We start from the raw sequence: 25,204 nt of genomic DNA on the forward strand, positions 1-25,204 counted from the left end.
CATGCGACAGCTCTGTTCCCGATTCTCTGTTTACCTGCTTTTGATGGTCTTAGCTCACTCACTGTCCGCACTCGAGCTCCGCGCGGATCTGTTTACTTACGTCAACGAAGAGGGAGCCACCATCACGGAAGAAGCGGCACTCTACGGCTCCGGCAAACGCGGAGGCGAGATGCTGCACGCGCTGCTCAAAGCGGATGGCTCTCTGACGCTGGTGCCTCAGGGGAAAATTCAGAAGCGGGAGCTCAAAGCCGCCCCGCAGCCACTGACCGTGAAACAGCTGGCAAACAATCTGCAGAAAAAATTTGGAGCCGACAAGTTTCGTTTTTTTCTCGAGAAACCGTTTGTGATCGGGATTGTGCTGGCAGCGCCACTCGATGGCTCGGATCGTACGGAAGTCCGGGTGCAATCGTTTATGAAAAAAGCGGGACGCTTCATGCATAACGTGGATGTCATCTTTGAAACGTATGCAAAGAAGATGGGCATCGAACTGCAGGATTACGAATTTCCGATGGCGATGCTGGTCTTCGAATCGGATGACGACTTCGAAGCGTATGCGAAAGAAACAACCGGGCTGGGGGACGGCGCTTCGAATGTGCTGGCTTACTATTCCGGCCTGTCTAACAACCTGATCCTGCGGATGAGCGAATGCAGTTCATTTGATACACCCCTGCACGAAGCGATCCACCTGCAAACAACGAATCGCGGCGTTGTGAAACGGCTGGCCCCGATTCCCACCTGGTTCATGGAAGGTATCGCCACTGGCTTTGAAGGGGATGGCGATCGGATCAATGTCAGCCCGGATCGAATCAATACGCATTATGCTCTGATGTCCGGCATTGCCAAACTCCTCGACTGGGGGGAAGTGGTGGCGCTGAATGGCGTCTTTCGGGGAAGTATCCTTTCGGGAGATGCCTACGTACATGCCTGGGGGCTGCACTGGATGCTGGTCACGAAACATCCTGATGCGTATCTCAAATATGTCCAGCATCTCTCGACCAAAGAACCGTTTGAAGAATCGTCACCCAAAGAACGCTACGAAGAATTCGTGAAAATTCTGAAAGTTCCGCCTGAATCACTGCAGCTCCGGTTTAAAATTGAACTGATCCAGGCCATTTTAAAGCAGAAAATCAAACTGCCTCCTCTGGATGATCGGACGGTCCACCTGGAGAAGCATAAGCAGGAGATGGCCATCGTGAAGGTAACCGCCACCTCCTACTCGCGCGGGGCGCCACCCCGGATTGAAGGCTGGTTGCAGAATATCTCCCCCTTCCGTCCGATGACGTTTCACGTCACGGTGCAGACCGATGCCGGCACCTATGCCGAATGGTATCTGCCCGAAGTCGGGATTCGCCGGAAACTCAAGTTAAACCCGCAGACGGCCAACAAGCTGATGCGGGGCGGGGAGGGAGGCAGCTGGAAGACCTACCACGTGGAAGTGGAAGCTGCCTATCCCGGTAGTGAAACGGCCCAGGCCTGGGCGAAAGGTGATCTGCCGGTACCTGTCATGACGCGTCGCGTTCGGATTGACCCCGGAAATTAATGGAAACTGGACTGTTTAAAGGACGAACGATGAAACTCTCCCTCTCGGTGCGGATCGCGGAAGCGGCCTGCAAGACTAAATTAAATATCCCTTTTGCCGACCTGGCTCAGATGGCGGCGGATCTGGGTTACCAGGCACTCTGCATGCGGGCCAGCGTCGTGGGAGTACAGAGTTCCGACGAGGAACTTCAGCAGGTCCGGTCGATCGTCGATCAGGCGGGGTTAGTGGTGTCCATGATCACTGCCGACATGAACATCCCCCAGAATAACGATCAGTCTCCCCAGGCGCTGCAGGACTTCGGTCCGACATTGCATGTGGCCGAGATGCTGGGGAGCCGGCTGATCCGGGTCTGCCTTAAACAGGAATCCGACATTCCGCATGCTCAGAGGGCCTGCGATCAGGCGGCCGAGCAGGGGATTCAGCTCGTGCATCAGTTTCATCCTGCCTGTCTGTTTGAAGAGTTGGAACGGTCGATCGCAGTTTTAAAACAGATCGATCGTCCCAACTTCGGTGTGATTTACGAACCGGCCAGCCTGCTGATGTGTGGCCAGCCTTACGACGAACCTGTCCTGCGAGAGATTCTGCCCTGGTTGAAAAATGTGTATGTGCAGAACCTGGTCATTACCGAGGATGGCCCCGATCATCTGGAGACCTGGTGTCTGGGAGACCGTCCATTTCAGTTACTCCCCTACTGGGATGAGAGTGGACGCGGAATCGATTTCCGGCAGGTGCTGGCGGGTTTAAATGCGGTCGACTATGATGGCTTCTTTACCATCCATCAGGCGGAAGGGATCGTCACTGCCGACGATGCCCGTAATTACGCCGCCCGTTGCAAAGAGTGGGTGGATTCGCTGGACTCCTGACAGACACTGCCATCAGAATGAAGAAAGCTTTTGTAGTCAGTTTCGAACAGCTCCCCGCGTTCCTGCTGGGCTGTTACGGACATCAATGGATTGAAACTCCCAATTTCGATCGCCTGGCGTCAATGTCAGTGGTCTTTGATCAACATTTCGCCAATGATCTCACTACGCGCAAAAACTCATTTCCCTGGTGGACCGGTCAGACCATTCCTGGTACAGGTGGCTCAGATGCAAATGAGTCAGCGTGTTTTGTCTCACGTTTGAAAACCCGGAATGTCAAAACGACCCTGCTGCTCGAAACAGAAGCCGCTACCGGGCGTACCGCTGACATGCGTGCGCAGGAACCTTTCTTCGCCGCCTTTGATCAGGTGGAAACGGTCACGGGAAAGAATGGATTTGAAGTCAGCGAAGTAGAAACGCCCTTTGCGCGGCTGATGCAGACGACTCTGGAGCAGCTACCCGACTGGATGGCGCAGCCCGAGGATCAGCTGGTCTGGATTCGTTCCGAGGGAGTACCTCAAACCCCGCTGGTACCCGAATTCTATGCGACGCTCTATCTGGACGAAGTCCTCGATCAGGGAGACGAAGCCGAGCCTGAGGAAACGCTCACAGACGAACTGCCCGTAGAGCCGGTACTCACGGATGAGGATCTGGATGAGTTTGAAGACGAGCTCGATCTCGCAGAGGAAGAAGACTGGGAAGAACTGATCCGAGCTGTTGTGGCGCTGTTTCAAAGCCCTGAGGAGTGGGCCGAACTCGATGATGACGAGCGTCGGATGGCGCGGGCCGTCTATGCGGGATATGTAACGCTGCTCGATCAGTGGCTGGGGCGTTTCCTGGATCAATTGCTGGAGTATGCAGAACAGCAGTCGGTCCTGTTGATCGTCACCGCGGCACGGGGCAGCAGTGAACTGCTCGGCCCTGTGCGTGATGTCGAAAACTGGGGACTGTTTGAAGAGACTACTCACGTTCCTTTGCTGATCTTTGATTCTGAGAATGACCAGCAGGGGAATCGAAGGCAGTTTCTCTCTCAATCTGCAGACCTCCCGGCGACCCTCTCCGCCTGGTGGGGAATCGCTGCTGAAGAATCAAGCTGTGGGGGCACAGATCTACTGGCTTTGATCGCAGATCAGGGTGGATTCAAAGAGCCGGTGCTCAGCGCAGCCAGTGATCAGGCGATTGCAATTCGCACCTCGGAATTTTATTATCTGAAACGCAGAGAAGAGCAGCAGCCCTCCACTGCGGAAGAGGCACTTCCCCTGCAGGAAGAAACCGCCGAACAGCTCTATCAGAAACCGACCGACCGCTGGGACGTCTATGAACAGCATTCACAGCACCCGGAGACGGTGGCTGCGTTAAGAGAGCTGCTGGAAGAAAAACAGACCGGAACCACATCATGAAAATTTACCATAATCCCCGTTGTGGCAAGAGCCGCCAGACACTCGCGTTAATCGAAGCTGCCGGCATTGAGCCGGAAGTCATTGAATATCTGAAAACTCCCCCCACGGCAGAAGAACTGGATGCCATCCTGAAGAAACTCAAACTGGAGCCTCAGGATTTGATGCGAAAAGGGGAAGAGATCTATAAAGAGCTCAAACTGGCAGAGCAGGAGCTGACCCGCGAGGAAGCGATCGCCGTTATGCTGGAACATCCCAAACTGATCGAACGACCGATCGTCGTTCAGGGACGCAAAGCTGTGCTGGGACGCCCGCCGGAAAACGTCAACGAACTGCTCTAAGAGATTCGGCTACAGGTTGCGACCGACCAGCAGACCGATCGAAAAAGTCAGGGCACCGAACATCAGCAGGATGATCACCCAGGTTCCAGTGGGCAATTCAAAGCGGGCACTGCGTTTCAGGCGTCCTTTTTTCTTTTCGGCCAGAACGTTCGAAGCCCGTTTCTGCGCGAGGCTGGCCAGATGAGACAGCTCTTCCTCGTGATTGACATCGGTAGCGTCAGACACGGCCACATTTTTCTGGCTGACTGGTGTCGCAGGAGTTTCTGGAACAGGATGTGACGAGGGGGGCTCGACCGGTTCCGGAGCAGTGAGCGGTTCAACCGACTTGACCGGAATTGCTTTGAAAGCTTCTTCTGGGACGGCCAGACGTTCCTGTGGCGAGGCTGTCGCAGCCTGGCTTTGCAGCTCACGCTGTTTTTTCTCGAGTGTCTGATTGGAACCCAGGGCAGCCAGCTCATCCAGGGCATTGGCCAGCTCTGCATCTTTGAGATTCAGCCTGGGTTTGGGCAGGGGGGCGACTTCTCCATCCAGGCCGGGGACGCGGACCGACATTCCACAAGTCGGACAGTCCACAACATCACCCGCTTTGGAACGGGAAATCCCCATGAGTTGATCACAGTGCTGGCATCGAAATTTGATCGGCATCTTCAAATGTTTTTCAGTATCTCTATCGTAGAATAGACAGCGGCCCTTTCATCGGGCTTAATCTCACCAAATTTGCCCCGTTCAGGTCCGACATCCCCTGTTACAAACTGTATAACCCAGCCTGTAAAATCGGATGTGAAAGGAGTTTATGACAGAATTCCAGCATCTCACCCCTGGTAGAGGATATTAAATGCTTACTATTCTGTTATAATCATAGACAGAGTGGAGTACAGAAGAAATCCATGATCTCAAACAAATTCCAAAGTTCTGAACTCTCTGGGAGTTAACGTAAGAGGTTTTATTGTGGATGTAGAAGAATTTCTGAAACGGGACGTCAACCGAAGACAGTTTCTGGATCGTAGTGCACGCAATGCCGCCGGGATGGCTGCTGGTGTCGTCGGTCTGGCCAGCAACATGGCCTTGGCAGACTCTGCACCGAATGAACGCGTCGTGCTGGCCGGTATCGGTATGCGGGGGCAGGGAAAATTCCTGACCTCCAGTATGGCCTCTTTTCCCGACGTGCAGATCAAAACGATCTGTGATGTCGACGAAGCTGTACTTCCGGCTGCTGTGAAATCGATCGAAAAAGAGCAGGGGACCGCCCCCGGATTTGTCAGCGACTTTCGCAAGGTGCTCGACGATCCGGAGATCGACGGCGTCGTGATCGCCACCCCGGATCACTGGCACGCATTGATGGCCATCATGGCCTGCCAGGCCGGTAAAGACGTGTATGTGGAGAAGCCGGTCTCGCATAATCTGAATGAAGGCATCAAAATCATCGAGGCGGCCCGTAAGTATCAACGCGTGGTGCAGTCGGGCATTCATCAGCGGAGTGGTGCGCATTTTCAATCGGCTGTCGAATTTGTCCAGAGCGGAAAACTGGGTGAGGTCAAACTGGCCAAAGCCTGGATCATTCATCGCCGCAAATCGATTGGCAAAAAGAAAAACACAGCCGTTCCTCCCGGTGTCAATTATGATCTCTGGCTGGGACCCGCCGCCAGTCGTCCCTTTAATCCGAACCGCTTTCATTACAACTGGCACTGGTTCTGGGATTACGGCACCGGGGAGATGGGGAACTGGGGCGTGCATATGCTGGACATCGCCCGCTGGGGACTGGGCGTTGATCTGCCCGAACGAATCTCTGCTTCCGGGGGCAATTATTTCTTCAACGACGATCAGGAAACGCCGGACACCCAGGTGGTGCAGTACCACTATCCCGGTAAAACACTCGTCTGGGAGCATCGGCTCTGGAGTGTGCATGGCATGGAAGGACGCAACGCCGCGGCTGCCTTCTATGGCGATAAGGGAACGCTGGTCGTCGATCGGGGGGGCTGGAAAGTCTACGATCAGAAAGACGCAGCGACTTCCGGCACCAGCGATCAGGCAACAACACATCACCGGAATTTCATCGACTGCATCAAGACCCGTAACAAGCCGACGTCAGATATTGAAATCGGTCATGTCTCCAGTGCACTCTGTCATCTGGGGAACGTGGCCTACCGGGCCGGACAGGAGATTGAATTCGATCCGCAGCAGAACCGGGTCATCGGCAATGAACAGGCGCAGGTGTTCCTGGGGCGGGAATATCGTTCGAAATGGGAACTGCCCCAGATCTGATTCCACAGGCGTCCCCACAGGCAACTCAAATAAAAACAGCTTCCCGACAGACCACTCCGTCAGGAAGCTGTTTTTGAATCCACCAGAAGCGAACTGGTTTATTGTTGCGTTCCCACCTGCTGGAACAGGTCGGTCGTGCTGTTCAGACTGTCTCTGCCTCCGGAGTGGAAGAAGTCAGACAGTTCCACGATCGCCGGGCCGAGCAGAAAGATGTAAATTGCCGGCATCAGACAGAACACGGTCGGGAACAGCAGTTTGAATGTGGCTTTGTTGGCTTTCTCATCTGCACGCTGCTGCAGACTTTCACGCATGTTATCACTGTATTCCTGCAGCGCCGAAGTCACGTCGGTACCCATCTGGTCGGTCTGGATCAGCAGGGCGGAAAAGGAGTGCACTTCCGGCACATCGATTCGTTTACTGAAATTGGACAGTGCCTGAGTGAATGTGCCGATCGAGGCCTGCTCCATGACGATTTTCAGTTCCTGAGCGAGAGCCGGATACACTTTGCCCAGTTCGCCGATAATTTTCTTCAATGCGTGTGGCACGGTCATCCCCTGTGACACACACATATTGAGCATGTCCAGCATGTCCGGGATCCCCTGTTCAATTTCACTGCGACGGTCAGAAGCCTGACCACTGACGAACAGGAAGGGAACCGCCCAGACCAGGATCGGCACGAGCAGCATCCCCAGCAGAATCGGGATTTCGAACCGCTCGGGAGAGATGATCAGCAGCACGCCGAAAAACAGCAGTGTGCCCAGAATGGAGACATATCGAATCGCAGAAAAGTTCTGCAGGGCATGAGGTTGATAGTAACCAGCGGCCTGAAGTTCTTTTTTCGTCTGTGCCCGTCGCCCTTCCGATTCTGGCATCATCTCTGACAGGGCAGGAGTCGCGGAACCGAAGACATAGTCATCAGTCCCCATGGAAGGGACTTCGCCCGCTTCGATGTGAGGCAGGTTCTGCTCCGCGCCTTCCAGTTCCTTGCTGTCTGTTCTGAACAGCTGACGGTGTTCCCAGGTCGCGGGAGTCGTACTGGTTGAGGCAGCCGAGGGAGAATAGCTTTCCTTTTCAGGAGTGGCTACTACCTCTTCAGGCTGTTGCTCGACACTCTGATTATTCCGTCGTTTGCGGATAATACGGACCAGCATCCAGAGAATGATGGCACCACAGAGTGCGTAAAAAATTGTAATGGTTGTTGGTGTAAACATATTCTTACCCTCGCCAGTAATTGGCAGGACGCAATTGTATCAAATCAGGTACGTTGACTGGTTTTCAGGATACGCAAGACCCACAGTGAGCCGACGACCTGCAACCCGATAGCGGTAAAGGTGGCACCACGTCCCCAGGAGGACGCCATCAAGGTCGTCAGATAAGTCGGGTCGCGTAAGACGAAGAACCCGAGGATCAGTGGAGGTAACGAAATCATCAGAACCGCTGTGGCACGGCTACCCGCAGTGGCGGTCTTCAAGCGTCCCAGGAACAGCATACGGTCGCGAATCGTTCGAGCCAGTCGTTCGAGAACTTTCACCAGGTCACCCCCGGTTTCCTGATGCACGATCAGAGCCATCGAAAGAATGTTCAGACTGGCAACTCCGGTCCGTTCATACAGACCATCCAGGGCCGCTTTCATCGAAACTCCCATCTGTAGTCGACGGGAGGCTTCTTTGAGTTCGGTTCCCAGGGGAGCCGGTGTTTTTTCAGACACGTTGACAAAACAGTGAGTCAGGCTCCGCCCCGTTTTCGCGGCACGAGCCAACTCGTCGATCATGTCGGACAGCTGTTCGTTGATCTGTGTCTGACGTCGACCTCGCCGGAAGTAAAGATAGCCGATCGGAGCCAGTCCACCCGCCATAAAGGCGATGGAAGTCGACAGGAAGTTTTCCTGAATGATATAGATCAGTCCGCCAAACAGGACTGAACTCAACAGACAGAAAAACAGGATCACTGCCGGGTTTGCTTCCACTCCGGAGTGCACGATCAATTCGTCAAAACTGCCGTTCAGCCGGTTGCTGAGCTGGGTGGAATCCGGGACGGCGTAGCGGTCCCGGTCGCGGAGAATGTCCGTGAAGTCGGCTGCAGATGGATTGGGGTTCATTGTGGCATCAGTGGCCATGATTAACTCTCCTGTTCATTCTGCTGGTCCGTTTGATTTTCAGACAGGGGCAGTTCCCGGGCATGGAACAGATCGGCATTTTCATTGAAGTTGGTCTGGGTGAGCCAGTTCATGGCCACAGGCTGGTGCCCAGTGGCATAGAAGTTGCCGTGTACGGTTCCATCGGGATCTACGTTGGTAATGCGGTAGACAAACAGGTCTTCCACCATGTATTCGCCGTTCTGGTAACCGATGAGTTCCGAAATACGCATCACCTTACGTTCCCCGTTGGGGAGACGGGTGATGTGCACGAGCAGGTGGACCGCGGAGGCGATGTACCGTCGGGCAATCGCGTTCGGAAGTTCTGCACCGGACAACGCGATCATCAACTCGAGACGGTCCAGTGCGTCGCGTGTATCGTTAGCGTGGACGGTACTCATCGAACCATCGTGACCGGTATTCATCGCCTGCAGCATTTCCAGAACTTCCCCGCCGCGCGATTCGCCGACGATAATTCGGTCAGGACGCATTCGCAGAGAGTTCTTCAACAGTTCACGCTGGTTGATTTCTCCTTGGCCTTCAATGTTGGAAGGCCGGGCTTCCAGGGAAACCACGTCGGGTTGCTGCAACTGAAGTTCGGATGTCTGTTCGATGGTCACAATACGTTCGCGATCGGTGATGTAGCGACTCAGGTTATTCAGCAAAGTCGTTTTACCGGCACCGGTACCACCACTGATCAGAATGTTCAATCGTCCTTGCACTGCCATTTCCAGGAACTTCGCCATATCCGGAGCCAGTGATCCCATCTGGACCATGTCATCGAACAGCAGCGCCTGGGTTCGGAAACGACGAATGGAAAGTGTCGGGCCTTTCAGAGCCAGTGGCGGAATCACCGCGTTCAGACGGGAACCGTCCGGCAGTTTGGCGTCGACCATGGGAGAGACTTCGTCGATACGACGTCCTGCCCGGCCCACGAGACGGTGAATCAGCTGCAGCAGATGTTCGTCATCGGCGAAGCTGATATCGGTTTCTTCCAGCAGACCCCGGCGTTCCACGAAGACCCGGTCTGCTCCGTTGACCAGCACGTCGCTGACATCCGGATCGCTCATCAGTGGTTCCAGCGGACCGAAACCGTAAATTTCGTCCAGGATCTCACGAACCATGATGTCGCGGTTCTTCTGATCCAGCGCGATATCCTGCTGCATACACAGGTGTTCGGCCAGCCCGCGCAGTTTCTGTCGCAAGTCGGCTTCCGGTAACTCACCGGCTTTGGAAAAGTCGATCGCATCCACCATCTGCCGATGCAGTTTGGTTTTCAGCCGCTGAAAGGCTTTGCGGGCATCCGTCGTTGGACTTGTGAGAGGTGCTTCACTTTGTAAAACCATGAGTAATCTCCGCCCTTACTGGGTCAGAAAAAGCTTGTAAATGTATTTGTTTTGATGTGGTTTCTTCAGACCAGCGGTCTGTCCTGCCTGATTCACAGTCTGTTTGATCTGTTGTACTGGCTGGTTGAGGTTTGCGCTGTCTTCAGGGACTGCCAGGACCACAGCACGCGAGGACAGCACACCCGGTTGCAGAATAATTTCACACGCCTGATTCTCCAGTCGTTGCACCGACATGATGCGACCTCCCACCAGATTGGTGCACAGAGCGGTCCCTTCATACGAGCCCGACTGCGTTTCCAACTGGTCGTACAGGAAACAGATCCGGCACTGACCGATCATTTCCTGGAAGGCATCCTGCTCACCATTTTCGATGTTGGGACTGCATTTCACGGGAAGCGGACCGGCGTCGAAGAGTAACTCGCCCTGAAAGTGTTTCAGGTTTTTACGGGTCAGCCCGGTCAGGATCTGTCGGGTGACAATGTTGGTTTTAAACCGGGAACCAAAATTCAGGATCTGCATGTTGGCATCGCTGATATCGCCCCGACGCGGTTTACCCGTGAGAATGATCTCAGGGATCCCGTCCGGACCTTTGGAAACAGTCTTGGTTTTCGGATCGTAGCGGTATTCGTCTTTGCCCTGTTTTTGATCGATCTGCAGTTCCCAGGTCTGTGTATGTTTGCCTGTTGGATCATTTTTCAGAATCCCCAGGGGGTATGCCGGGACCGCTACGTTTTCAAAGGGACGAACCCCGCGCACATGATTGTCGAGCGTCGCCTGAATCTGAGGACCCGCTGATCCCGCATGGGAACGGGTCAGGTCAGACAGGAACTCGGCGACCGGATTTGCGATCCGGCCCGGAGATTTCGTTTGAATCTGAATACTGGTCGGTTCATGATCGGTCTGCAGGAAACGTCGGATCCCGGTTTCGACAACGGGAACCGATTTTCCAAACAGCAGATTCTCACCTTTGGTCAACTTGATGCCGACTTGCTGCCCCGCGACGGAATTCAGTTTCAGTGCCTGATTGGCGGAACGTTCAGCCCGCTGCATCAGGCTCTGGTAATCCGGTTTTTCCTTGAGCAGCTCGTCGGAAACCATCTCGTGACCGGCGGCCAGGGCCGCGGTCTCCACACAAGTGGTCACTTCCAGCGAAGCCGCATCCAGCCAGAGCCGATTGACGATCAGCGCAATCCCCGCCATGACGACCAGCAGCACGAGTGCCGCCAGAGGGGTGATCACCCCTCGTCGGTTACGGGCAGTTCTGATTGTCTGGTGGCGTTGCATGGGACACAGTTATATTCAAAGGGGACAGGTTTAAATCTTCGTCAAGACGATCGTTCGGTTATCGTCCTACAGCGGGGTTCTGCGGATAGACACTACGAGCGTAAGATCCCTGCTGCTGCATAGAACCACCCGGGTAATTCGCAGGGGGCTGTTGCCCCTGCTGGGCAGTTGGTCCATATCCATTCGGTGCAGTGGGGGCCTGCTGACGCCGGGGCGTACTGATGGAATCGGTGTCCGTATCAGTGCCGGAACCGCCGCCCCAGTAGGGATCCAGGTAACCACCGGAGTTGAAGGCACGGCCGCCTCCCCGGTTGTGGGAGTCATAGTCGCCGATCCGCTGACCGTCTTTGTCGAACCGGTTCACACTGCGACTGGAGCCATAATAGCCTTCGACCACAAAGGGTTGGGGCGGTTCTTTTTCTTTGGGTTTCTCCGGGGTTTTCAGTCCCAGGATTTCATACAGTGTTGCTTTGTCGGCATTACTGACCGCGACTCCGCCATCCCCTTTGCCTTCGGGGGTGTAGCTCATCGTGATCGCCCCGCGATCGCGGGCCAGGATCATGATATTGGCCTGCTCCGGAGTCAGTTCCAGAGTGACGTTCGTCCCACGACGGCTGTTGTTGATCTGGGTATAACTGCGGTTAATCGCAATGACCCGCACCCCTTTAAACAGGGTCAGTGTCATACCGCCGTTCATGCGTCGGTCGTTATTCAAACCACTGGGGGTCATGTGGACATCGACATATTCACCTGGCTTGATCAGACCGTCGACCAGATCGACCGAGGATTCCAGCGGTACGGAAATCGCCCGCATGCCCGGTTCTACCTTCAGCGGCGGTGTCTCACCAGCGGGATAGAGCTGACCAGTGGAAATCGGGGTTGCCGCCGGAATACGTTCCTTGACGATACGCCCGACGATAACTTTGTTCGAAGTCATCATTTCCGGCTTCAGGTTCTTGATGGCGATGGGACCCAGACCGAGGTGTTCTTCGGTGACCAGGGTACCCGGCTCCAGTTCACTGATCGCCATGGGAATGTTTCGAGTTGCAACTGGCGGGGCTTCCTCTTTTCCTGCCAACAGTCTTTTACCGATATAGGCTGCAATCAGGACACCGAAGACGCCAAACATCAACAGAGTCACTTTTGCAGGGGTCAGGCTTTTCACCGGATCAGTCTCCCGTATTTTAAATCAGCAAGGCAACCGCCTGGCTTCCAACTTTCCCTCCCGTTACATCGTCGGAGGGTTTTACGAATCGTTCCAATGTGTAAGTTCAAAGCAGATTCCCCGGGGGAGTCTACTCTTTGATCATTCTTGTTTCCGAGTACAGGTTCTGTCCCTTCAGGTCGTAACCCACGGGCCAGAGCAGGTTGGGAGCAGCCAGCGACATGGGGATACTCACTCCTACCATAACGACATCTCCCGAATGTTTTCCGATCTGTGTTTGAATCACGGCACCCTGTCCCAACTGCGGAGGCAGGACTTTCTTCACTTCCTGTTCCACGTTCTGCTGAGTGATGCCGGGCATAGTTGCCAGGCGGGCGCCAATCCGACTGGCTTCGACCACATCCGCCCGCGCGTAAAACAGGAGCGTAAACTCCAGCAGCGCGAACAGCACGATCGCGAAGATCGGCAGGACCAGAGCCAGTTCCATGCTCAAAAATCCCCGCCGTTTCGTCTGTCTGCATTTGTGTTGTTTGCGTTTGACTTTCATAGCAGAATTGCTTTCCTCAATTTCTTCTGGCTATGTGTATGATGTCCGGGAACTTACAGTACAGCTGCTTTAATAATCATCCAGGTCGTGACGCTCCAGGTTGCCAGAACCACAGGCAACGCGAACGGCATCAGGCCGCGTTCCAGCTTCTGTTTTTCCGTTTCCGGTTTATATTTCTTTTTCTTACCTTTTAACTGCTTGCCGGTGGCCAGATACTTCTCTTTCGTTTTGCGCGCTCCCTTGGTGACGACACTCCAGAACAGCACGGCAAACGAACCCACTACGACAAACACGGTTCCGATAATCATGACAGCAAGCGTGGCCTTGAATCCCAGCCACATTGCCAGTGCCCCCATCATTTTCACGTCACCAGCTGCACCACTGCCCGCCATCCAGATCAGGAAAAACGCACCAAATCCGGCAGCAAAACCGAGGAATCCATACAGCAGCCCTTCCCAGCCATTGAAAGCCAGCTGATAAATAATCCCGAGCCCGAAGAAAGGGACTGTCAGTACGTTATAGATCTTACGTGCCTTGTAGTCGGTAATGGCGGCGATGATCGTGAAGATCCCTACGCTGATCGCCATGACGTACAGTGATAGTTGTGTGAGCTCAAAATCCATCGGTCATCTTTTCAATCGAGTGGTCTGGTTGGGGATTTCTGCCTGTACAGGCAGCTCAAATACCTATTAATTCTATTCTGTCACCTGACAGCAGGTGTTGAAAATATACCTCACGTTTCCCTCCTGAAACTTTCAATCTGAAAAAAATCTACAGCTTGTCTGCTCTGTCTGTTTTTAAAAAGCAACACCAATCCGTGAAATCGATTTCATCACCAGGATCGCTCTTATTGCTGTGATCGTGAGAATCCATCCAACCAGACCGTGCTGCAGATCAGACCAGGGCATTCACGGACTGACATCGTTACTGTACTCGTGTTTGCGCGGGATCCCTTTGCTGCAAACCGTTGCGAGTCCTGTACCTTGCACTCGCAGAATTCGTACGGATCGAGTGATGCGAAGTTTTCGTGAAGAGGACAAAGAATTGCGAATTCGCAATCCTGAAGGTTCGCGCTGGGCGATACGATCCATAAAATAGGAAAAACCCGGTTCTCTGGTAGAATCCGCATGATCGGACCGAATCTGCAGGTTTTTCTCTGCAAACTGACCATGCCAGACGGAATCGGTGTCTGAGAACACGTCACTTACTCAGAACGCAAAGTTAAAAATGTGTTTCATGGAAGGATCAACAGTGCATTCCACTGAATTGCTTGAGGTGGCAGAGACCGCAGCCCGACTTGGGGCGAAATGTCTGCAGGACTGGGTGAATGAATTTCGCGTTTCGGAAAAAGGACGTGCCGATCTGGTGACCGATGCCGACTTTGCATCGCAGAAAGCGATCGTCGAACACATCACCGCCCACTTTCCCGACCATAAGCTGCTGGGAGAAGAAGGTTTGACCAGGCACGATGGTGACTCGGAGTACCGCTGGGTCATCGATCCTCTGGACGGGACTTCCAATTATGTGCACGGTTTCCCTTACTACTGTGTCTCCATTGGATTGGAATACCAGGGGGAGCTGGTTCTGGGAGTCGTCTACGATCCCAATCGGGATGAACTCTTTTCCGCTCTGCAGGGGCAGGGGGCCAAGCTGAACGGAACTTTAATCTCTCCCTCCCGTATCCCCTCCATGGATCAGGCAATGCTGGTTGCCAGTCTGCCCGTCGGCACCAATGGCCGTGATATCGCCATCGATCGATTTCTGCGAGTGCTGCCGGTAGCACAAACATTACAGCGTACCGGATCTGCGGCTTTGAATCTTTGTTATGTTTCTGCCGGTCGAATCGAAGGTTACTGGTCCAGTAACCTCAAGCCCTGGGACATGGCGGCGGGAGTTCTGATCTGCCGGGAAGCCGGAGGCCTGGTGACGTCAATCGAGGATGGGAGCTTCACAATAGAAACCCCCAGTCTCTTAGCGACAAATGGAACAAATATTCATTCTGATCTGCAAACGTTGCTCACGACATAGGTTTTTTGGGGAGCTTTGAGATTCCTTCTTTAATGTCCCCAAAAGACGACGTATGATAATAAGGGTCAACAGCATATCTGAAAAATACTATATACATCTGATTACGGGTCCTGGTTTCGAGGCTGGCCAGCCCGAATTCGGTCAGAAAATGCGGAAGGAACCGCCTTTTGTCGAATTGATTCAGAGGTTTTCTGCTCCCGGAGTGGGGGATCAATTGACGATCATGTCGCATCTGAAACGTTTCATCTTACTCGCTGCAGGTCTGTTCGGATTCTGCATGCTGGCTTTCCCGGAGAGTGTGCATGCACAATCTCCAGGGAACAGTGGAACTGCGCCGATGGAACGTCCAGGCTCCTCCGGTTTTGACAAGCAACCGGGGAATTCCAAACTGCCGATGCAGACAGACAGCAAGTCAGGTACAGCTTCCCCCACGGCAGAACCAACAGACAAACCAGCTGCCAGCGAGCAGGCACCTCAACAGGGGCTATATATTCGTGGCGCGGATGGTCAGTATTTACCCCTGCCGAACCTCAAGCTGGATCAGATCCTGGAATACCTGAAACAGAAACAGTCCCGTCAGTCTGTTCCATCACCGGATTATGCCGTCTCTTCCATTTCATTGCAGGGAACGATTAAAGACGACCGTGCGATTCTCGATGCCCGCATCGTGGTCCTGCTCAATGAACCCGATCAATGGATTCGCGTTCCCCTGAAACTGAATGAATCGATTTTCCTGAAAACCAGCTACAGCGGTGCCGGGGAATCGAGCCCGGGCGGTTTTAACCGGACGGATGGTTATCTCTGGTGGTTTAAAGGCAAAGGGACACATGAGCTCAACCTGACGCTCAGTGTATCGCTCAAGCAGCAGTTGCCTTCCCGGCGTCTGCAACTGGTGCTGCCGCAAACCGCTGTCAGCAATCTGAAGCTCACCGTTCCACTTCCGCAAATCAGCCTGGAAGTCCCCACGGGAGTGGCGGTTTCCAGGAAATCTCTGGACAACGATCAGAGTCAGATTGAACTGTTTGGCCTGGGCGAACAACTGGACCTCTCCTGGCAGCCGATACCCGATGAAAAGAAAGTGGATACGGTACTGCAGGCCGAGACGCTGCTGACCACTGACTTCACTACCGATTCGGTGCTGTTGAATGCGACACAGTCCATCAAAGCCCTCACGGGTAGTTTTCAGAATGTGCAGGTCAAACTCCCGGAATCATTTCGACTGCTGGATGTGAAATGCGACGGGTATAAAAGTCATAAAACACTGAAAGACAACCTCGTGGAAGTCTCCCTGATCGAGCCTACGGTCGGACCGATTGAACTGCAGTGGACTTTAGAGACTGACTTCCCGGAAGAGAGTGGAAAATTTCTGATCGATGGATTTGAAGTCAGCCGCGCCAAGCGACAGACCGGCTTGATCGATATCCAGACACTCGATGGATATCGCATTTTCCGCACGGAAGGACAGAACCGGTCTGTCTATCAGATCAAAGCCAATCAGAAAGATCTGGACAGTTCCTATCGCTTCCTGAAGCAGCCGTTTCAGTTGCCTTTGAATATTGAACGGGTCAAACCCTATTTCTCAGCGAAACCATTTTACCTCGTGCAGATGTTCGGCAACCGGGCTGAACTGGAAGCGCGGGTGCAGATCAATGTCTTTCAGGGAGCCCTGGACCAGGTTTCGCTCAACTGGCCGAATCGGACCGAGGAAGGCTGGGAACTGGAACTGATGCAGGAGCCTTCTTTGACTGAAGCGATCGTCATTGATCAGTCTCAGCCCAACCGGGTCAATATTAACCTGTTGAAACGATCCAAAGGCACGTTTGAAATTACGTTTCGCGCCCGGCGCCCGGTAATCGCAGACCGCGAACCTTTCAGTTTCACGCTCCCCGAAATCAAAGCCCCCAGCCTGTCTGCCACATCACTCGTGGTCGCCAATGATACCAATGTGGTGACAGACCTGACGCCCGCTCCCAAAACGCAGGTGATTTCATCTCCGTCAGCCCAGCTCCAGCAGTTCAGTCTACCGGCAGAAGTGCAGCCTCTGCGAAAAACCGAATATCAGATCCAGCCGGGCCCCAATGAGTTCTCTGCCATCGTCTCGATCCACAATCAGCAGATCACGGCTAACAGTAATGCCCTGCTGGAACTGGATGGATCAGAGATTCGTGTTGAGCAGGAAATTCAGTACCAGATCGAATATGAACCACTGTCCGAAGTTCGTCTCCGCGTGCCGCTGGCTCTCAAGAACCGTGTCAATTTCTATCTGGATAACGAACAGAACCCCCTGGTGCCGACCTGGACCTCAGATGATTCCGATCCGGTTCAGAATGCCCGGCTTTCACTGCGCAGTAAACAACTGGGACCGGTCAAAATCACGGCCGTCTATCTTTTACCTCAGGACTCTCAAGCCGAGCTCAATGTGCCGTTGATCCGTTCTGACGATGTTCCCTTTACCGAAAGCCAGTTCGAACTCGCACTGGCGAATGAAGAAGATACACAATATCTGGAAGTTTCCAGCCTGAATGATGCCTGGCAACAGCAACTGGGTATGAATAATATTGCGTTCTGGCGTGCCGTCGATCCTCAGGCGGATATCAGCCTTAAATTGAAGAAAAGCGATACCGGTTCCTTATTCTCTTACTCAATCAGCCAGGCCTGGATTGATTGCAGCCTGGATGCTGCCGGATCCTATCTCGCCCGGGCGCAGTATCAGTTCCCTGTTTCACCCCGCTCACTCGCATTCCGTCTTCCGGAAAATGCCGGGATCAAAATCGAAGCGGTCTGGTGGAACAATCAGCGGATCACCGAAAACCTGGTGCAACAGGGCCAGTCAGCGGAATTCCAGCTGCTGCTCCCTGCTCCTAAAGAGAAAGCCAGTTCTTCAAATGTGTTAACCATCGATTATGGCTCAACCCGGCATCAGCGCGATTCGCAGTTCAGCCCTCTGTCAGTCGTGGCCCCCGAATTCGTCAATAATCTCTGGGTGGAAAAAACGTTCTGGAAAATCAGTCTGCCCGGCAATGATCATCTTTTTACCATCCCCCGCGGTTACACTCCCCAGTTCAACTGGGTCCATCAGGGAGTCTTCTGGTCGCGCGCGTTTGCGGGTGAAGATGAAATTCCAGTGAAACTGAATAATACGCCACCTCCGCGACAGGATTTTCTGGGTGTCAATCATTATCAGTTTTATCGCCTGGGACCTGCCACCAGCCTGCAGTTTCAGGCCTTGTCTCGCTCGATGATTGTCTTCATTGGTGCCGGGACAGCCCTGCTGCTTGGATTTATTTTGATGAGCATCTCTGCCTTGCGGAGCATGCTGGTGTTGCTGGTCATGACCACCGCGGTTTCTGCTGTGGCCCTGTGGTATACCGCACCCGTGGAAGTATTACTGCAACCTGCCGTGTTCGGCCTGCTGCTGGCGATCGTCGCTGCACTCATCAATGGCACGTCACGAAAACGCAGAGAATCGAAGCTGCTCACGATGTCGGCACCCAGCGACTTTATTCCGCCGCCTTCCTACTCCGAACGGATTCATCCATCTGAAGTCGATCCGGAAGACATTACTGCAGTCCGGCCTGGTTCGGAAGTTGTGGAAAAACCGGTCTCTTCTTCTGAAGCCGGAGCGAACCGATGACGGTGGTTCGACCTGTTTTCAACACACACAGTCTGCTCTTGAATCGGTTCTGGATGTGGTTGATCGCCTTCTGCTGTGGAGCTCCATTGAATTTGCTCCCTGCCGCAGAACCACAGACCGTGGACCTTGCGCCGGTGGCCCGGATAAAAGAAGTCACCGTACCCGGTCAGGATCCATCGCGCTGGCCGGAAGGGAACTGGTATCCGGTACCACTCAAAAAGTACGAAGCACTTAAGGCGGCAGCGCTGTTAAAAAAAAACACCCCGCCTAATTCCTGGATTCAGGAAGCGACTTACTCAGCCACACTCGACGGGGATCATCTGGTCGAAGGACAGCTGACGTGGGTGATGCACTGTTCCCGCAATGAGCCTGGATTCATTGATCTATCCAAGCTGAATCTGGCCGTGCATGAATTGAAATGGGGGGCTCAGAATGCCGTCTGGGGGCTGGCTCCTGATCAACGGACGTTACTGCTCGTGGATCATTTCAGCGAAAATCTGACCGGCCACTGGAGTCTCAAAGGCAGGCAGCAGCCATTGCGGACGGAATTTCAGTTTGAACTGCCAGAGACCGTCGTGTCACAGGTTTATCTGAAAGTTCCCCGAGGCAGGGTTCTGACGACCTCGGTCGGTTATGTGACCGGACCACTGAAATCAGATGATCCTGCATACGATCTGTGGCAGATCGAACTGGGGGGGCAGTCCCGCTTTCAGGTGATCGTTCACCAGGCGGAAAAACCACAAAATGCCCCTCAGCAGATTCTGTATCACCAGTTTGCCCAGGTGGGGGTGCGCGAAGACGGTTTGCGATTGCGGGAAGATTTTCAGATTGAAGTTCTGAATGCTCCTGTCCAAAAACTCGAATTTGAAGCACCCGCTGAATATGAAATTTATTCAGTTACCCTGGGCAACGATCTCTCTCTGCCTTTTGAAGTCAAAAAACATCAGGGAAAACAGCTGGTCATTGTGGACCTGATTGATCCGCTGCTGGGAATCAGCCGTCCTTTGTCAGTGCGTGCTTTGAGCTCACCTTCACTGGAGAGCGAAATAGAAATCCCACGGTTGAAATTACGCCAGGCGCATTATCTGGGGGGAACCGTGCATCTGGATATCTCTTCCCCATTGGAGACGCATTCGATTAAATCATCAGATTTGCGTCAGACGGGCGTGCTGATTCAGGAAGAGCAGGGGGAAGCCTACGATTTCAAACAGTATTCGCCCGATGCCCGTCTCTCGTATCAGCTCGCACTGCCCGATTTGAACCTGTCCGCCAAAGTGCACAGCCTGGTACAGATCGAAGAAAAGAACTGGAGATTGAAATCGCGGATTCACTGGTCCTCGGCTGCCGGTTCCACCTATCGCCTGGAAGCGATGATTCCCGCAGGCTGGGAGATCACCCAGGTCAGCAGCCCCGCCGAATCCAGTTCCGGAAACCTGGTCTGGGATGTGGAACAAAGTGGGAAACAACAGAAATTAAGTGTCAGGCTTCCTGTATCCGTTTCGCCGGAAGCCCCCTATACGCTGGAAATCCAGGCGCGACGTCTGGTGCCGGTGGCCAGTCGCAACATGAATCTGTTCGGTGTGAAACCCCTGGGGTGTTACAGCGTGGATCGCATCCTGGAAATTTCTGCTCCCGAACAGGTAGCACTCCTGTTTCAGCCGGATCAGGAAGTGCAGGAACTTACCCCGGGTGAATTGCCTGCTAACTGGAAATTCCCGATTGTCAACTCGGGGGAGTCGCGGTACTTTCATCTTTCTCCCTATTCCGGCACACACTGGGGCAGTCTGAAACGCTCCGACCTGGAACAGAAATTTGAAGTGGTCGCCAGTTCTTACATCGCATTGAACGATAAGTCGATTCAGGAAAATTTTATTCTGAACTGTCTGCCTCCAGTCGGAGGAATTCAACGGGTGCTGGTCTATCTGTCCGAAACGGGGCCTCCCGTCGAGTGGACCCTGCCCGCCAGCAGCGGCCTGCAATCAAAGCTGTCCATCAAAAAGTTACCGGTTTCCGCACATCAGAAATGGTATCTTCCCAACCTGGGTGAACTCTGGGAGCTCTCATTCAGCGCTCCGGTTTTCAAAGAAATCGAAATCCGGGGCGAGCGGCAGCGTCCTTTTGGGAAAAACGTGCGTGCCTCCCTGGTCTTTGCACCGCAGGCACAACCGTTTCAGGGTGTTGTCAGAGTTTTGAATTCCAACGAACTGAATTTACGCATGAAAACGGAAGGGCTCCTGCTGCCCCCCGATTCGCAGGAGCGACCCGGTAATCAGCGCAATCAGCGAAATTATGAATGGAACTATGAGCAACCACTGGGCTCGTTGACGATAGCTCGATCATCAGAGTTACCGGAAAATACACTGGAACAGGGGACAGCCACTCTGGTGGTGGAATCCCGGTTTGGACATGGGAATGGCGAACCGGATGTGCACGAGGCGACGATCACGCTCGATCTGTCCAAGACCTTCGAAGATAAATTCCTGTTCCGTTTTCCGGCAGCGGTCAAATTGATTTCCACTTCAGTCAATAATCGGCGTATCACACCGATTGAGGCCGAAGGGCAGTTTCTGGTTCCGTTGTTCGATCAACTGGACACTTATCGGATCACCATTCACTATCAGACCAAAGCCCCGGAAAATCAGTTGACCGCAGTGCGACAGATTCCGTTTCCTCAGATTAATCAGCGCGTGCTGGAAACGGACTGGGATTTCACTCTGCCCCAGGGAATCAGACTCCTCAGTGGTCCGGCTGACATGGTTCTTCAGGAACCACTGCCGGAAGAATCTCTGACACGCCGTTTTCTGGGGGTGCTGGGTCGGGTATCAACGCCAAAGCACAACGGAGAGACCGAGTGGAACGCCCTGGTGTTGTTCCCGGTCGAATTCGGTACCCTGGAGACAACCAATATCAGTCAGTCAGGCATTTTGTCCTGGATTGTATTATTGACCACGTTGTTTTGTGGACTGTTACTGCGCATCTTCGGCATCGGACTGCGTGATAAAATCTGCATCGTCGTCGCTTTAATTGCCCTGTTGCTCTCCTGGAATCTCTCTTATCCGCTGGCTCAGATTTCAGGAAGCTGTTTCACCGGGTTGTTGATTGTCATGCTGATCCCCCGGCGGTTCCTCAGGCAGGAAGTGAAAACACCGATTGAAGATCAGAGTACCAAAGCCTATGAACAGCCACTGTCATCGTTGTATTCCGCAGCACGCCTGTTGCTGTTCGCCGTGCTGGGGAGTTCGGTAGTCACTGGTTATGCCCAGACCGATTCAGCAGTCAAGGATCGGAACAGGGTCTCAACGACTCCTTTGAACGAATTGGTACTGCTTCCTGAATCTGCCGGCTCTACTATCGAGTCGTACGCCTATCTGAGTCCGCACCTTCTGCAGACACTGGAAGCCTATGTCAGCGAACCAGCGCAGCCGGAATACCTGCTGTCCGCGGCGCATTATCAGGGAGCAATTCAGGACAATCAGTTATTAACACTCAAAGCGCGCTATACTGTTGAAATTCCCGCAGGACGGTCCGATGTTACGATTCAACTGCCTATGCACGGAGGGAATCTGAGCGGTCCGGAGTCGTGCCGCGTTGATGGAAAGGCGGTCCCCGTCCTGCTCGATGCTGCGGGACAGAGCATTCTGATCACCGTCAATAATGAAACCCGGTCTGAGTTAAAACCGGCTTCAACGAAGGATGGACCCCTGGAAGCCTCCAAACCGGTCCTCCCCTTTTCGTATCAACAGCATGAGATTGAATTGACTCTGCACCCGGCTGTCAGGCTCAGCGCCACCGGCGGACAGTTTGAACTGGCAATTCCCCCAGTGGCGACGAATAACTTTGTCTGTTCGTTCCATGAACCCGTTCAACTCGTGGAACTATTCGAATCAACGGGAATATCCCGGTACCACCTGGGTGGAAAAAAACAGTTTTCGACTTTCTTCAAAGAGAATTCGCTACTCAAACTGAAGTGGTTCAGCAACCGGGATTCAGATGTCAGTCCCCTGAATCTCTCGGCATCGGTGATGACCAATGCTGAGATTTCTCCCTCGCTGATCAAAATGGATGTGCAGGTGAAATACAATGTGTTGAACGGCAAGGTCGATTACCTGTTCTGGAAACTGCCTGCAGGAACCATTGTACGTAGTGTCAAATCGGCGGGGATGTCAGTCACACCCGCGATCAGCAGGTCTGAAGATGGCCGGCAGGAAGACTTACTTCTTGAATTATCAGAATCAAAAGAAGGGGAGTTCGTCGTCGATGCGATCCTGGAATTACCTGTGAATTATACGTTGGACGTAATCACTCTTCCCGCACTCGATTTCAGCTCTGGCAAACTGGATTCACAGGCCGTCACAATCAAGATCAATTCCTGGCAGGTCGGTGTTCGGACCGGCCCCGAGTTTGAACTGGAACAGGCGGGGGCACTACCCGAAGGTGTGCTCTCCATTTCAGCCAAGACTCCCAGCAAGCAGATTGAAAGCAGCATTCTGAAATCGTCCGCACTTCTGTTCCAACTCAATCAGCCTGCTCAAATCGGGGTGATGTTGAAGCCGAAGAACCCGGATCGCTCTGCCCGAATCAACCAGTCACTGGTCATCAATCAGAAGAACATCGACTGGACCTTTACCGCGGAATTACGTGTCAGCCAGGCTCCCGCCTTCCGACACACTTTGATCGTTCCCGAGGCACTGCGGATTGAATCTCTGTCTGTGAAAGAAGAGGATGTTGAGCGACTGGCGCACTGGCACCGTATCGGTAATCGCATCACGCTGTTTCTGAAGAATAAAACGTCCGGTCTGCAGGATCTGACGCTCAAAGGCTGGCTGCCTGTGCGGAAAATGGGAAGCATGACAATTCCCAACATTCAGATTGCGGACGTGACCATCGAGGACTCAATCCTGACGCTGTTCAAAAAACCTCAGATTGATGTGAAGTTGATTTCGCCCAGTTATCGCACGTTGCAGGATGATACAGTGCAACCTGCATCTGCGGAGCATTCCACTCTGGTGGGACGTTATCAGATGCTGAATTCCGATCCGGGAACGATACAACTGTCTTTGAAACCCCGTAATTCGGTCACGACAGTTGATTCGCTGACCATTGTGGATGCCCTGGAAGATCACAGACTGGAACTGACGCAAACACTGCGATTTGTTCAGCCGGTTGGAGAAATGCAGAAACCGATGCTCCTGATCCCTGCCGAGTATGGTGAAGAATTTTCACTGGATGGCATGCCCTTTGAACTATTGGAAAAAATGGCCGATGGACTCCAACGTGTGGAATTGGATCCTGGCAGCAGCGGAACCCGGGAAAAAACAGTTACGGTCAGAGCCACGATCGTGAAACCCCTGGGAGAACTGGGTATTCCCCCGGTGATCCTGGAAAATGCACAGAGCGAGAATCACTATCTCCTCCTGTCTGATAATCAGGAATTTCAACTGGCTGACAAAAAACTGCGTAAACCATTAGCCGCAGATCAGGTTCCCGTCTGGGTTCAGGCTCGCTGTGACTCGGCACCTCATTTTGACTGTGATCGGGTCTTTTTCAGTTCACAACTTCCCTGGAGACTGACACCCGCATCTCAGAATGCAGGAATTGCGAATGAGGAATCGATTCCCTTCATGGAAACGGAAATCATCTTAAGTCATCAGGATTTTGTGCACGGGCTGACGCATATCAGGCTGTTTAACCAGACGAGTCGGGCACTCACACTGAACTGGCCGGGGAAAACCAAGTTGATGGCGGTGCTGATTAATGGAGAAAACGACACCACAATCAAACAGGAAACGGGAACTCTGGAAATTCCTCTCAACGGAGGACCGCAGTTTTACAATATCACACTGTTCTGGGAATCGTATCAGATCGATCATGAATATTTTGTCGATCATGTCTGGCTGGAGACCCCGCGTCCTGACAATTTCCCAGTCGATCAAAATCTGATCAAAATCGTGACAGCGGAAAACTACCGCACATTCCTGACGGATTATGTGAGCCCGTTTACTTATTATGCCGACAAACTCGAAGCCCAACTCAAGATCGCGGGCATCGAACTGGAACTGTCAGAGGACGGCTTCATCTCTCCTGCAACCTGGGAGGCGATCTCGCGTGAATACAATGAACTTGAGACCATCACAACAGATTCCCGGCAGGAACGGGATGAAGTCAGTGCAGAGTTGAACCGGTTCGCAGAATTGCGGGAACGGGTCTTCTTCATCAGGCAATACGTGGATCCTGACAAGAAAGTCGAGACCGAGACGGCCTCATTCGTCAGCCGGTTCCATCAGAAACTGGATCCGGTATCCGCACGCAAAATTCGTTTTTACGCCGGACCGTTGAATAGTGGATCGGAAGCGGTCCCCCTGTCTGCCTGGGTGATTCCAAATCTGTATCTCAATCTCGTGGTGGGAAGCCTGGGGCTGCTCATCCTGTTGCCGATACTGGGGCGGTGTGTGCAGTCGCGTTCTGCTGACTGGCTGAATCTGCATCCCGCCGTTGCCTTACTGACGCTCGGGATTATCTGGCTGCTGTTCCTCACCCCCGTTTATCTGGGGCTGGCTTTTGTTGTACTGGGAATGCTGATCGCCATTAAAAGCAGAAAGTCTGAGACACCGGAATCCAGTCATTCCGTTGCCAGTACCTCTGGGGTTCCCGGGATTTCGGAATAAA

Annotated in this window: 16 protein-coding genes; 8 read left to right on the plus strand and 8 right to left on the minus strand. The window is 53.3% G+C overall.

What is annotated here, in order from left to right; genetic code table 11:
* Position 1: 1 nt before the first annotated feature.
* From Enr10x_RS05480 to arsC, 4 genes are read left to right on the plus strand one after another with little or no spacing between them, the layout of a single operon-like run.
* A complete protein-coding gene (locus Enr10x_RS05480) occupies positions 2-1,540 on the plus strand; it encodes a DUF1570 domain-containing protein (RefSeq protein WP_145448379.1) in 1,539 nt (512 codons plus the stop codon).
* Positions 1,541-1,569: 29 nt separating this feature from the next.
* A complete protein-coding gene (locus Enr10x_RS05485) occupies positions 1,570-2,403 on the plus strand; it encodes a sugar phosphate isomerase/epimerase family protein (RefSeq protein WP_145448380.1) in 834 nt (277 codons plus the stop codon).
* A gap of 17 nt (positions 2,404-2,420) precedes the next feature.
* The gene (locus Enr10x_RS05490; RefSeq protein WP_145448381.1) at positions 2,421-3,800 is read left to right on the plus strand and encodes a sulfatase-like hydrolase/transferase; all 1,380 of its coding nucleotides are present in this window, start codon (positions 2,421-2,423) and stop codon (positions 3,798-3,800) included.
* Positions 3,797-4,138, plus strand: coding sequence for an arsenate reductase (glutaredoxin) (gene arsC / locus Enr10x_RS05495; protein WP_145448382.1), 342 nt, complete (start codon positions 3,797-3,799; stop codon positions 4,136-4,138). Before Enr10x_RS05490 ends, arsC begins: the two co-directional genes overlap by 4 nt.
* Positions 4,139-4,147: 9 nt before the next feature.
* On the opposite strand, the gene Enr10x_RS05500 is transcribed toward arsC, so the two are convergent.
* Positions 4,148-4,783: a zinc ribbon domain-containing protein gene (locus tag Enr10x_RS05500; protein ID WP_145448383.1), complete on the minus strand. Its 636-nt coding sequence runs from the start codon at positions 4,781-4,783 to the stop codon at positions 4,148-4,150.
* A 303-nt stretch (positions 4,784-5,086) separates the two neighbouring features.
* Between Enr10x_RS05500 and Enr10x_RS05505 the strand changes: the two genes are divergently transcribed.
* Entirely contained in the window at positions 5,087-6,400 is a 1,314-nt protein-coding gene (locus Enr10x_RS05505; RefSeq protein ID WP_145448384.1) for a Gfo/Idh/MocA family oxidoreductase, read from the plus strand.
* A gap of 98 nt (positions 6,401-6,498) precedes the next feature.
* Here Enr10x_RS05505 and Enr10x_RS05510 read toward each other — a convergent pair whose 3' ends face one another.
* The 7 genes from Enr10x_RS05510 to Enr10x_RS05540 all read right to left on the minus strand — a co-directional run bounded on the left by Enr10x_RS05510 (position 6,499) and on the right by Enr10x_RS05540 (position 13,499).
* Complete coding sequence (locus Enr10x_RS05510; RefSeq protein WP_145448385.1) at positions 6,499-7,611, minus strand: type II secretion system F family protein; 1,113 nt, start codon at positions 7,609-7,611, stop codon at positions 6,499-6,501.
* Between the two features lie 44 nt (positions 7,612-7,655).
* Positions 7,656-8,516: a type II secretion system F family protein gene (locus Enr10x_RS05515; protein ID WP_145448386.1), complete on the minus strand. Its 861-nt coding sequence runs from the start codon at positions 8,514-8,516 to the stop codon at positions 7,656-7,658.
* Positions 8,517-8,518: 2 nt separating this feature from the next.
* The gene (locus tag Enr10x_RS05520) at positions 8,519-9,880 is read right to left on the minus strand and encodes a CpaF family protein (RefSeq protein ID WP_145104778.1); all 1,362 of its coding nucleotides are present in this window, start codon (positions 9,878-9,880) and stop codon (positions 8,519-8,521) included.
* Positions 9,881-9,895: 15 nt separating this feature from the next.
* Positions 9,896-11,164 carry a hypothetical protein gene (locus Enr10x_RS05525; protein WP_145448387.1) on the minus strand — a complete coding sequence of 423 codons (1,269 nt, stop codon included), beginning with the start codon at positions 11,162-11,164 and terminating at the stop codon, positions 9,896-9,898.
* A 58-nt stretch (positions 11,165-11,222) separates the two neighbouring features.
* Positions 11,223-12,329, minus strand: a complete 1,107-nt coding sequence (gene cpaB / locus Enr10x_RS05530; RefSeq protein ID WP_145104783.1) for a Flp pilus assembly protein CpaB — start codon at positions 12,327-12,329, stop codon at positions 11,223-11,225.
* A gap of 130 nt (positions 12,330-12,459) precedes the next feature.
* Entirely contained in the window at positions 12,460-12,876 is a 417-nt protein-coding gene (locus tag Enr10x_RS05535) for a TadE/TadG family type IV pilus assembly protein (protein ID WP_145104785.1), read from the minus strand.
* A 53-nt stretch (positions 12,877-12,929) separates the two neighbouring features.
* Positions 12,930-13,499: a prepilin peptidase gene (locus Enr10x_RS05540; protein ID WP_145104787.1), complete on the minus strand. Its 570-nt coding sequence runs from the start codon at positions 13,497-13,499 to the stop codon at positions 12,930-12,932.
* A gap of 628 nt (positions 13,500-14,127) precedes the next feature.
* On the opposite strand from Enr10x_RS05540, the gene Enr10x_RS05545 reads away from it, so the two are divergent.
* The 3 genes from Enr10x_RS05545 to Enr10x_RS05555 all read left to right on the plus strand — a co-directional run bounded on the left by Enr10x_RS05545 (position 14,128) and on the right by Enr10x_RS05555 (position 25,203).
* On the plus strand, positions 14,128-14,904 hold the full coding sequence (locus Enr10x_RS05545; protein WP_145104789.1) for an inositol monophosphatase family protein: 777 nt from the start codon (positions 14,128-14,130) through the stop codon (positions 14,902-14,904).
* Positions 14,905-15,241: 337 nt separating this feature from the next.
* Positions 15,242-18,538 carry a hypothetical protein gene (locus tag Enr10x_RS05550; protein ID WP_145104791.1) on the plus strand — a complete coding sequence of 1,099 codons (3,297 nt, stop codon included), beginning with the start codon at positions 15,242-15,244 and terminating at the stop codon, positions 18,536-18,538.
* Positions 18,535-25,203 (plus strand): hypothetical protein, encoded by a 6,669-nt coding sequence (locus tag Enr10x_RS05555; protein ID WP_145448389.1) that lies wholly within the window; start codon positions 18,535-18,537, stop codon positions 25,201-25,203. Before Enr10x_RS05550 ends, Enr10x_RS05555 begins: the two co-directional genes overlap by 4 nt.
* Position 25,204 lies beyond the last annotated feature (1 nt).

This window comes from Gimesia panareensis (genome assembly GCF_007748155.1).
GTDB lineage: Bacteria > Planctomycetota > Planctomycetia > Planctomycetales > Planctomycetaceae > Gimesia > Gimesia panareensis.

Excerpts from the sequence above, each read along its gene's own strand:
- arsC (WP_145448382.1), top strand. The coding sequence starts at position 3,797 with ATGAAAATTTACCATAATCCCCGTTGTGGCAAGAGCCGCCAGACACTC.
- Enr10x_RS05550 (WP_145104791.1), top strand. The coding sequence starts at position 15,242 with ATGGAACGTCCAGGCTCCTCCGGTTTTGACAAGCAACCGGGGAATTCC.
- Enr10x_RS05510 (WP_145448385.1), bottom strand. The coding sequence starts at position 7,611 with ATGTTTACACCAACAACCATTACAATTTTTTACGCACTCTGTGGTGCC.
- Enr10x_RS05535 (WP_145104785.1), bottom strand. The coding sequence starts at position 12,876 with ATGAAAGTCAAACGCAAACAACACAAATGCAGACAGACGAAACGGCGG.
- Enr10x_RS05520 (WP_145104778.1), bottom strand. The coding sequence starts at position 9,880 with ATGGTTTTACAAAGTGAAGCACCTCTCACAAGTCCAACGACGGATGCC.
- Enr10x_RS05490 (WP_145448381.1), top strand. The coding sequence starts at position 2,421 with ATGAAGAAAGCTTTTGTAGTCAGTTTCGAACAGCTCCCCGCGTTCCTG.
- Enr10x_RS05500 (WP_145448383.1), bottom strand. The coding sequence starts at position 4,783 with ATGCCGATCAAATTTCGATGCCAGCACTGTGATCAACTCATGGGGATT.
- Enr10x_RS05485 (WP_145448380.1), top strand. The coding sequence starts at position 1,570 with ATGAAACTCTCCCTCTCGGTGCGGATCGCGGAAGCGGCCTGCAAGACT.
- Enr10x_RS05555 (WP_145448389.1), top strand. The coding sequence starts at position 18,535 with ATGACGGTGGTTCGACCTGTTTTCAACACACACAGTCTGCTCTTGAAT.
- Enr10x_RS05525 (WP_145448387.1), bottom strand. The coding sequence starts at position 11,164 with ATGCAACGCCACCAGACAATCAGAACTGCCCGTAACCGACGAGGGGTG.
- Enr10x_RS05480 (WP_145448379.1), top strand. The coding sequence starts at position 2 with ATGCGACAGCTCTGTTCCCGATTCTCTGTTTACCTGCTTTTGATGGTC.
- Enr10x_RS05515 (WP_145448386.1), bottom strand. The coding sequence starts at position 8,516 with ATGGCCACTGATGCCACAATGAACCCCAATCCATCTGCAGCCGACTTC.
- Enr10x_RS05540 (WP_145104787.1), bottom strand. The coding sequence starts at position 13,499 with ATGGATTTTGAGCTCACACAACTATCACTGTACGTCATGGCGATCAGC.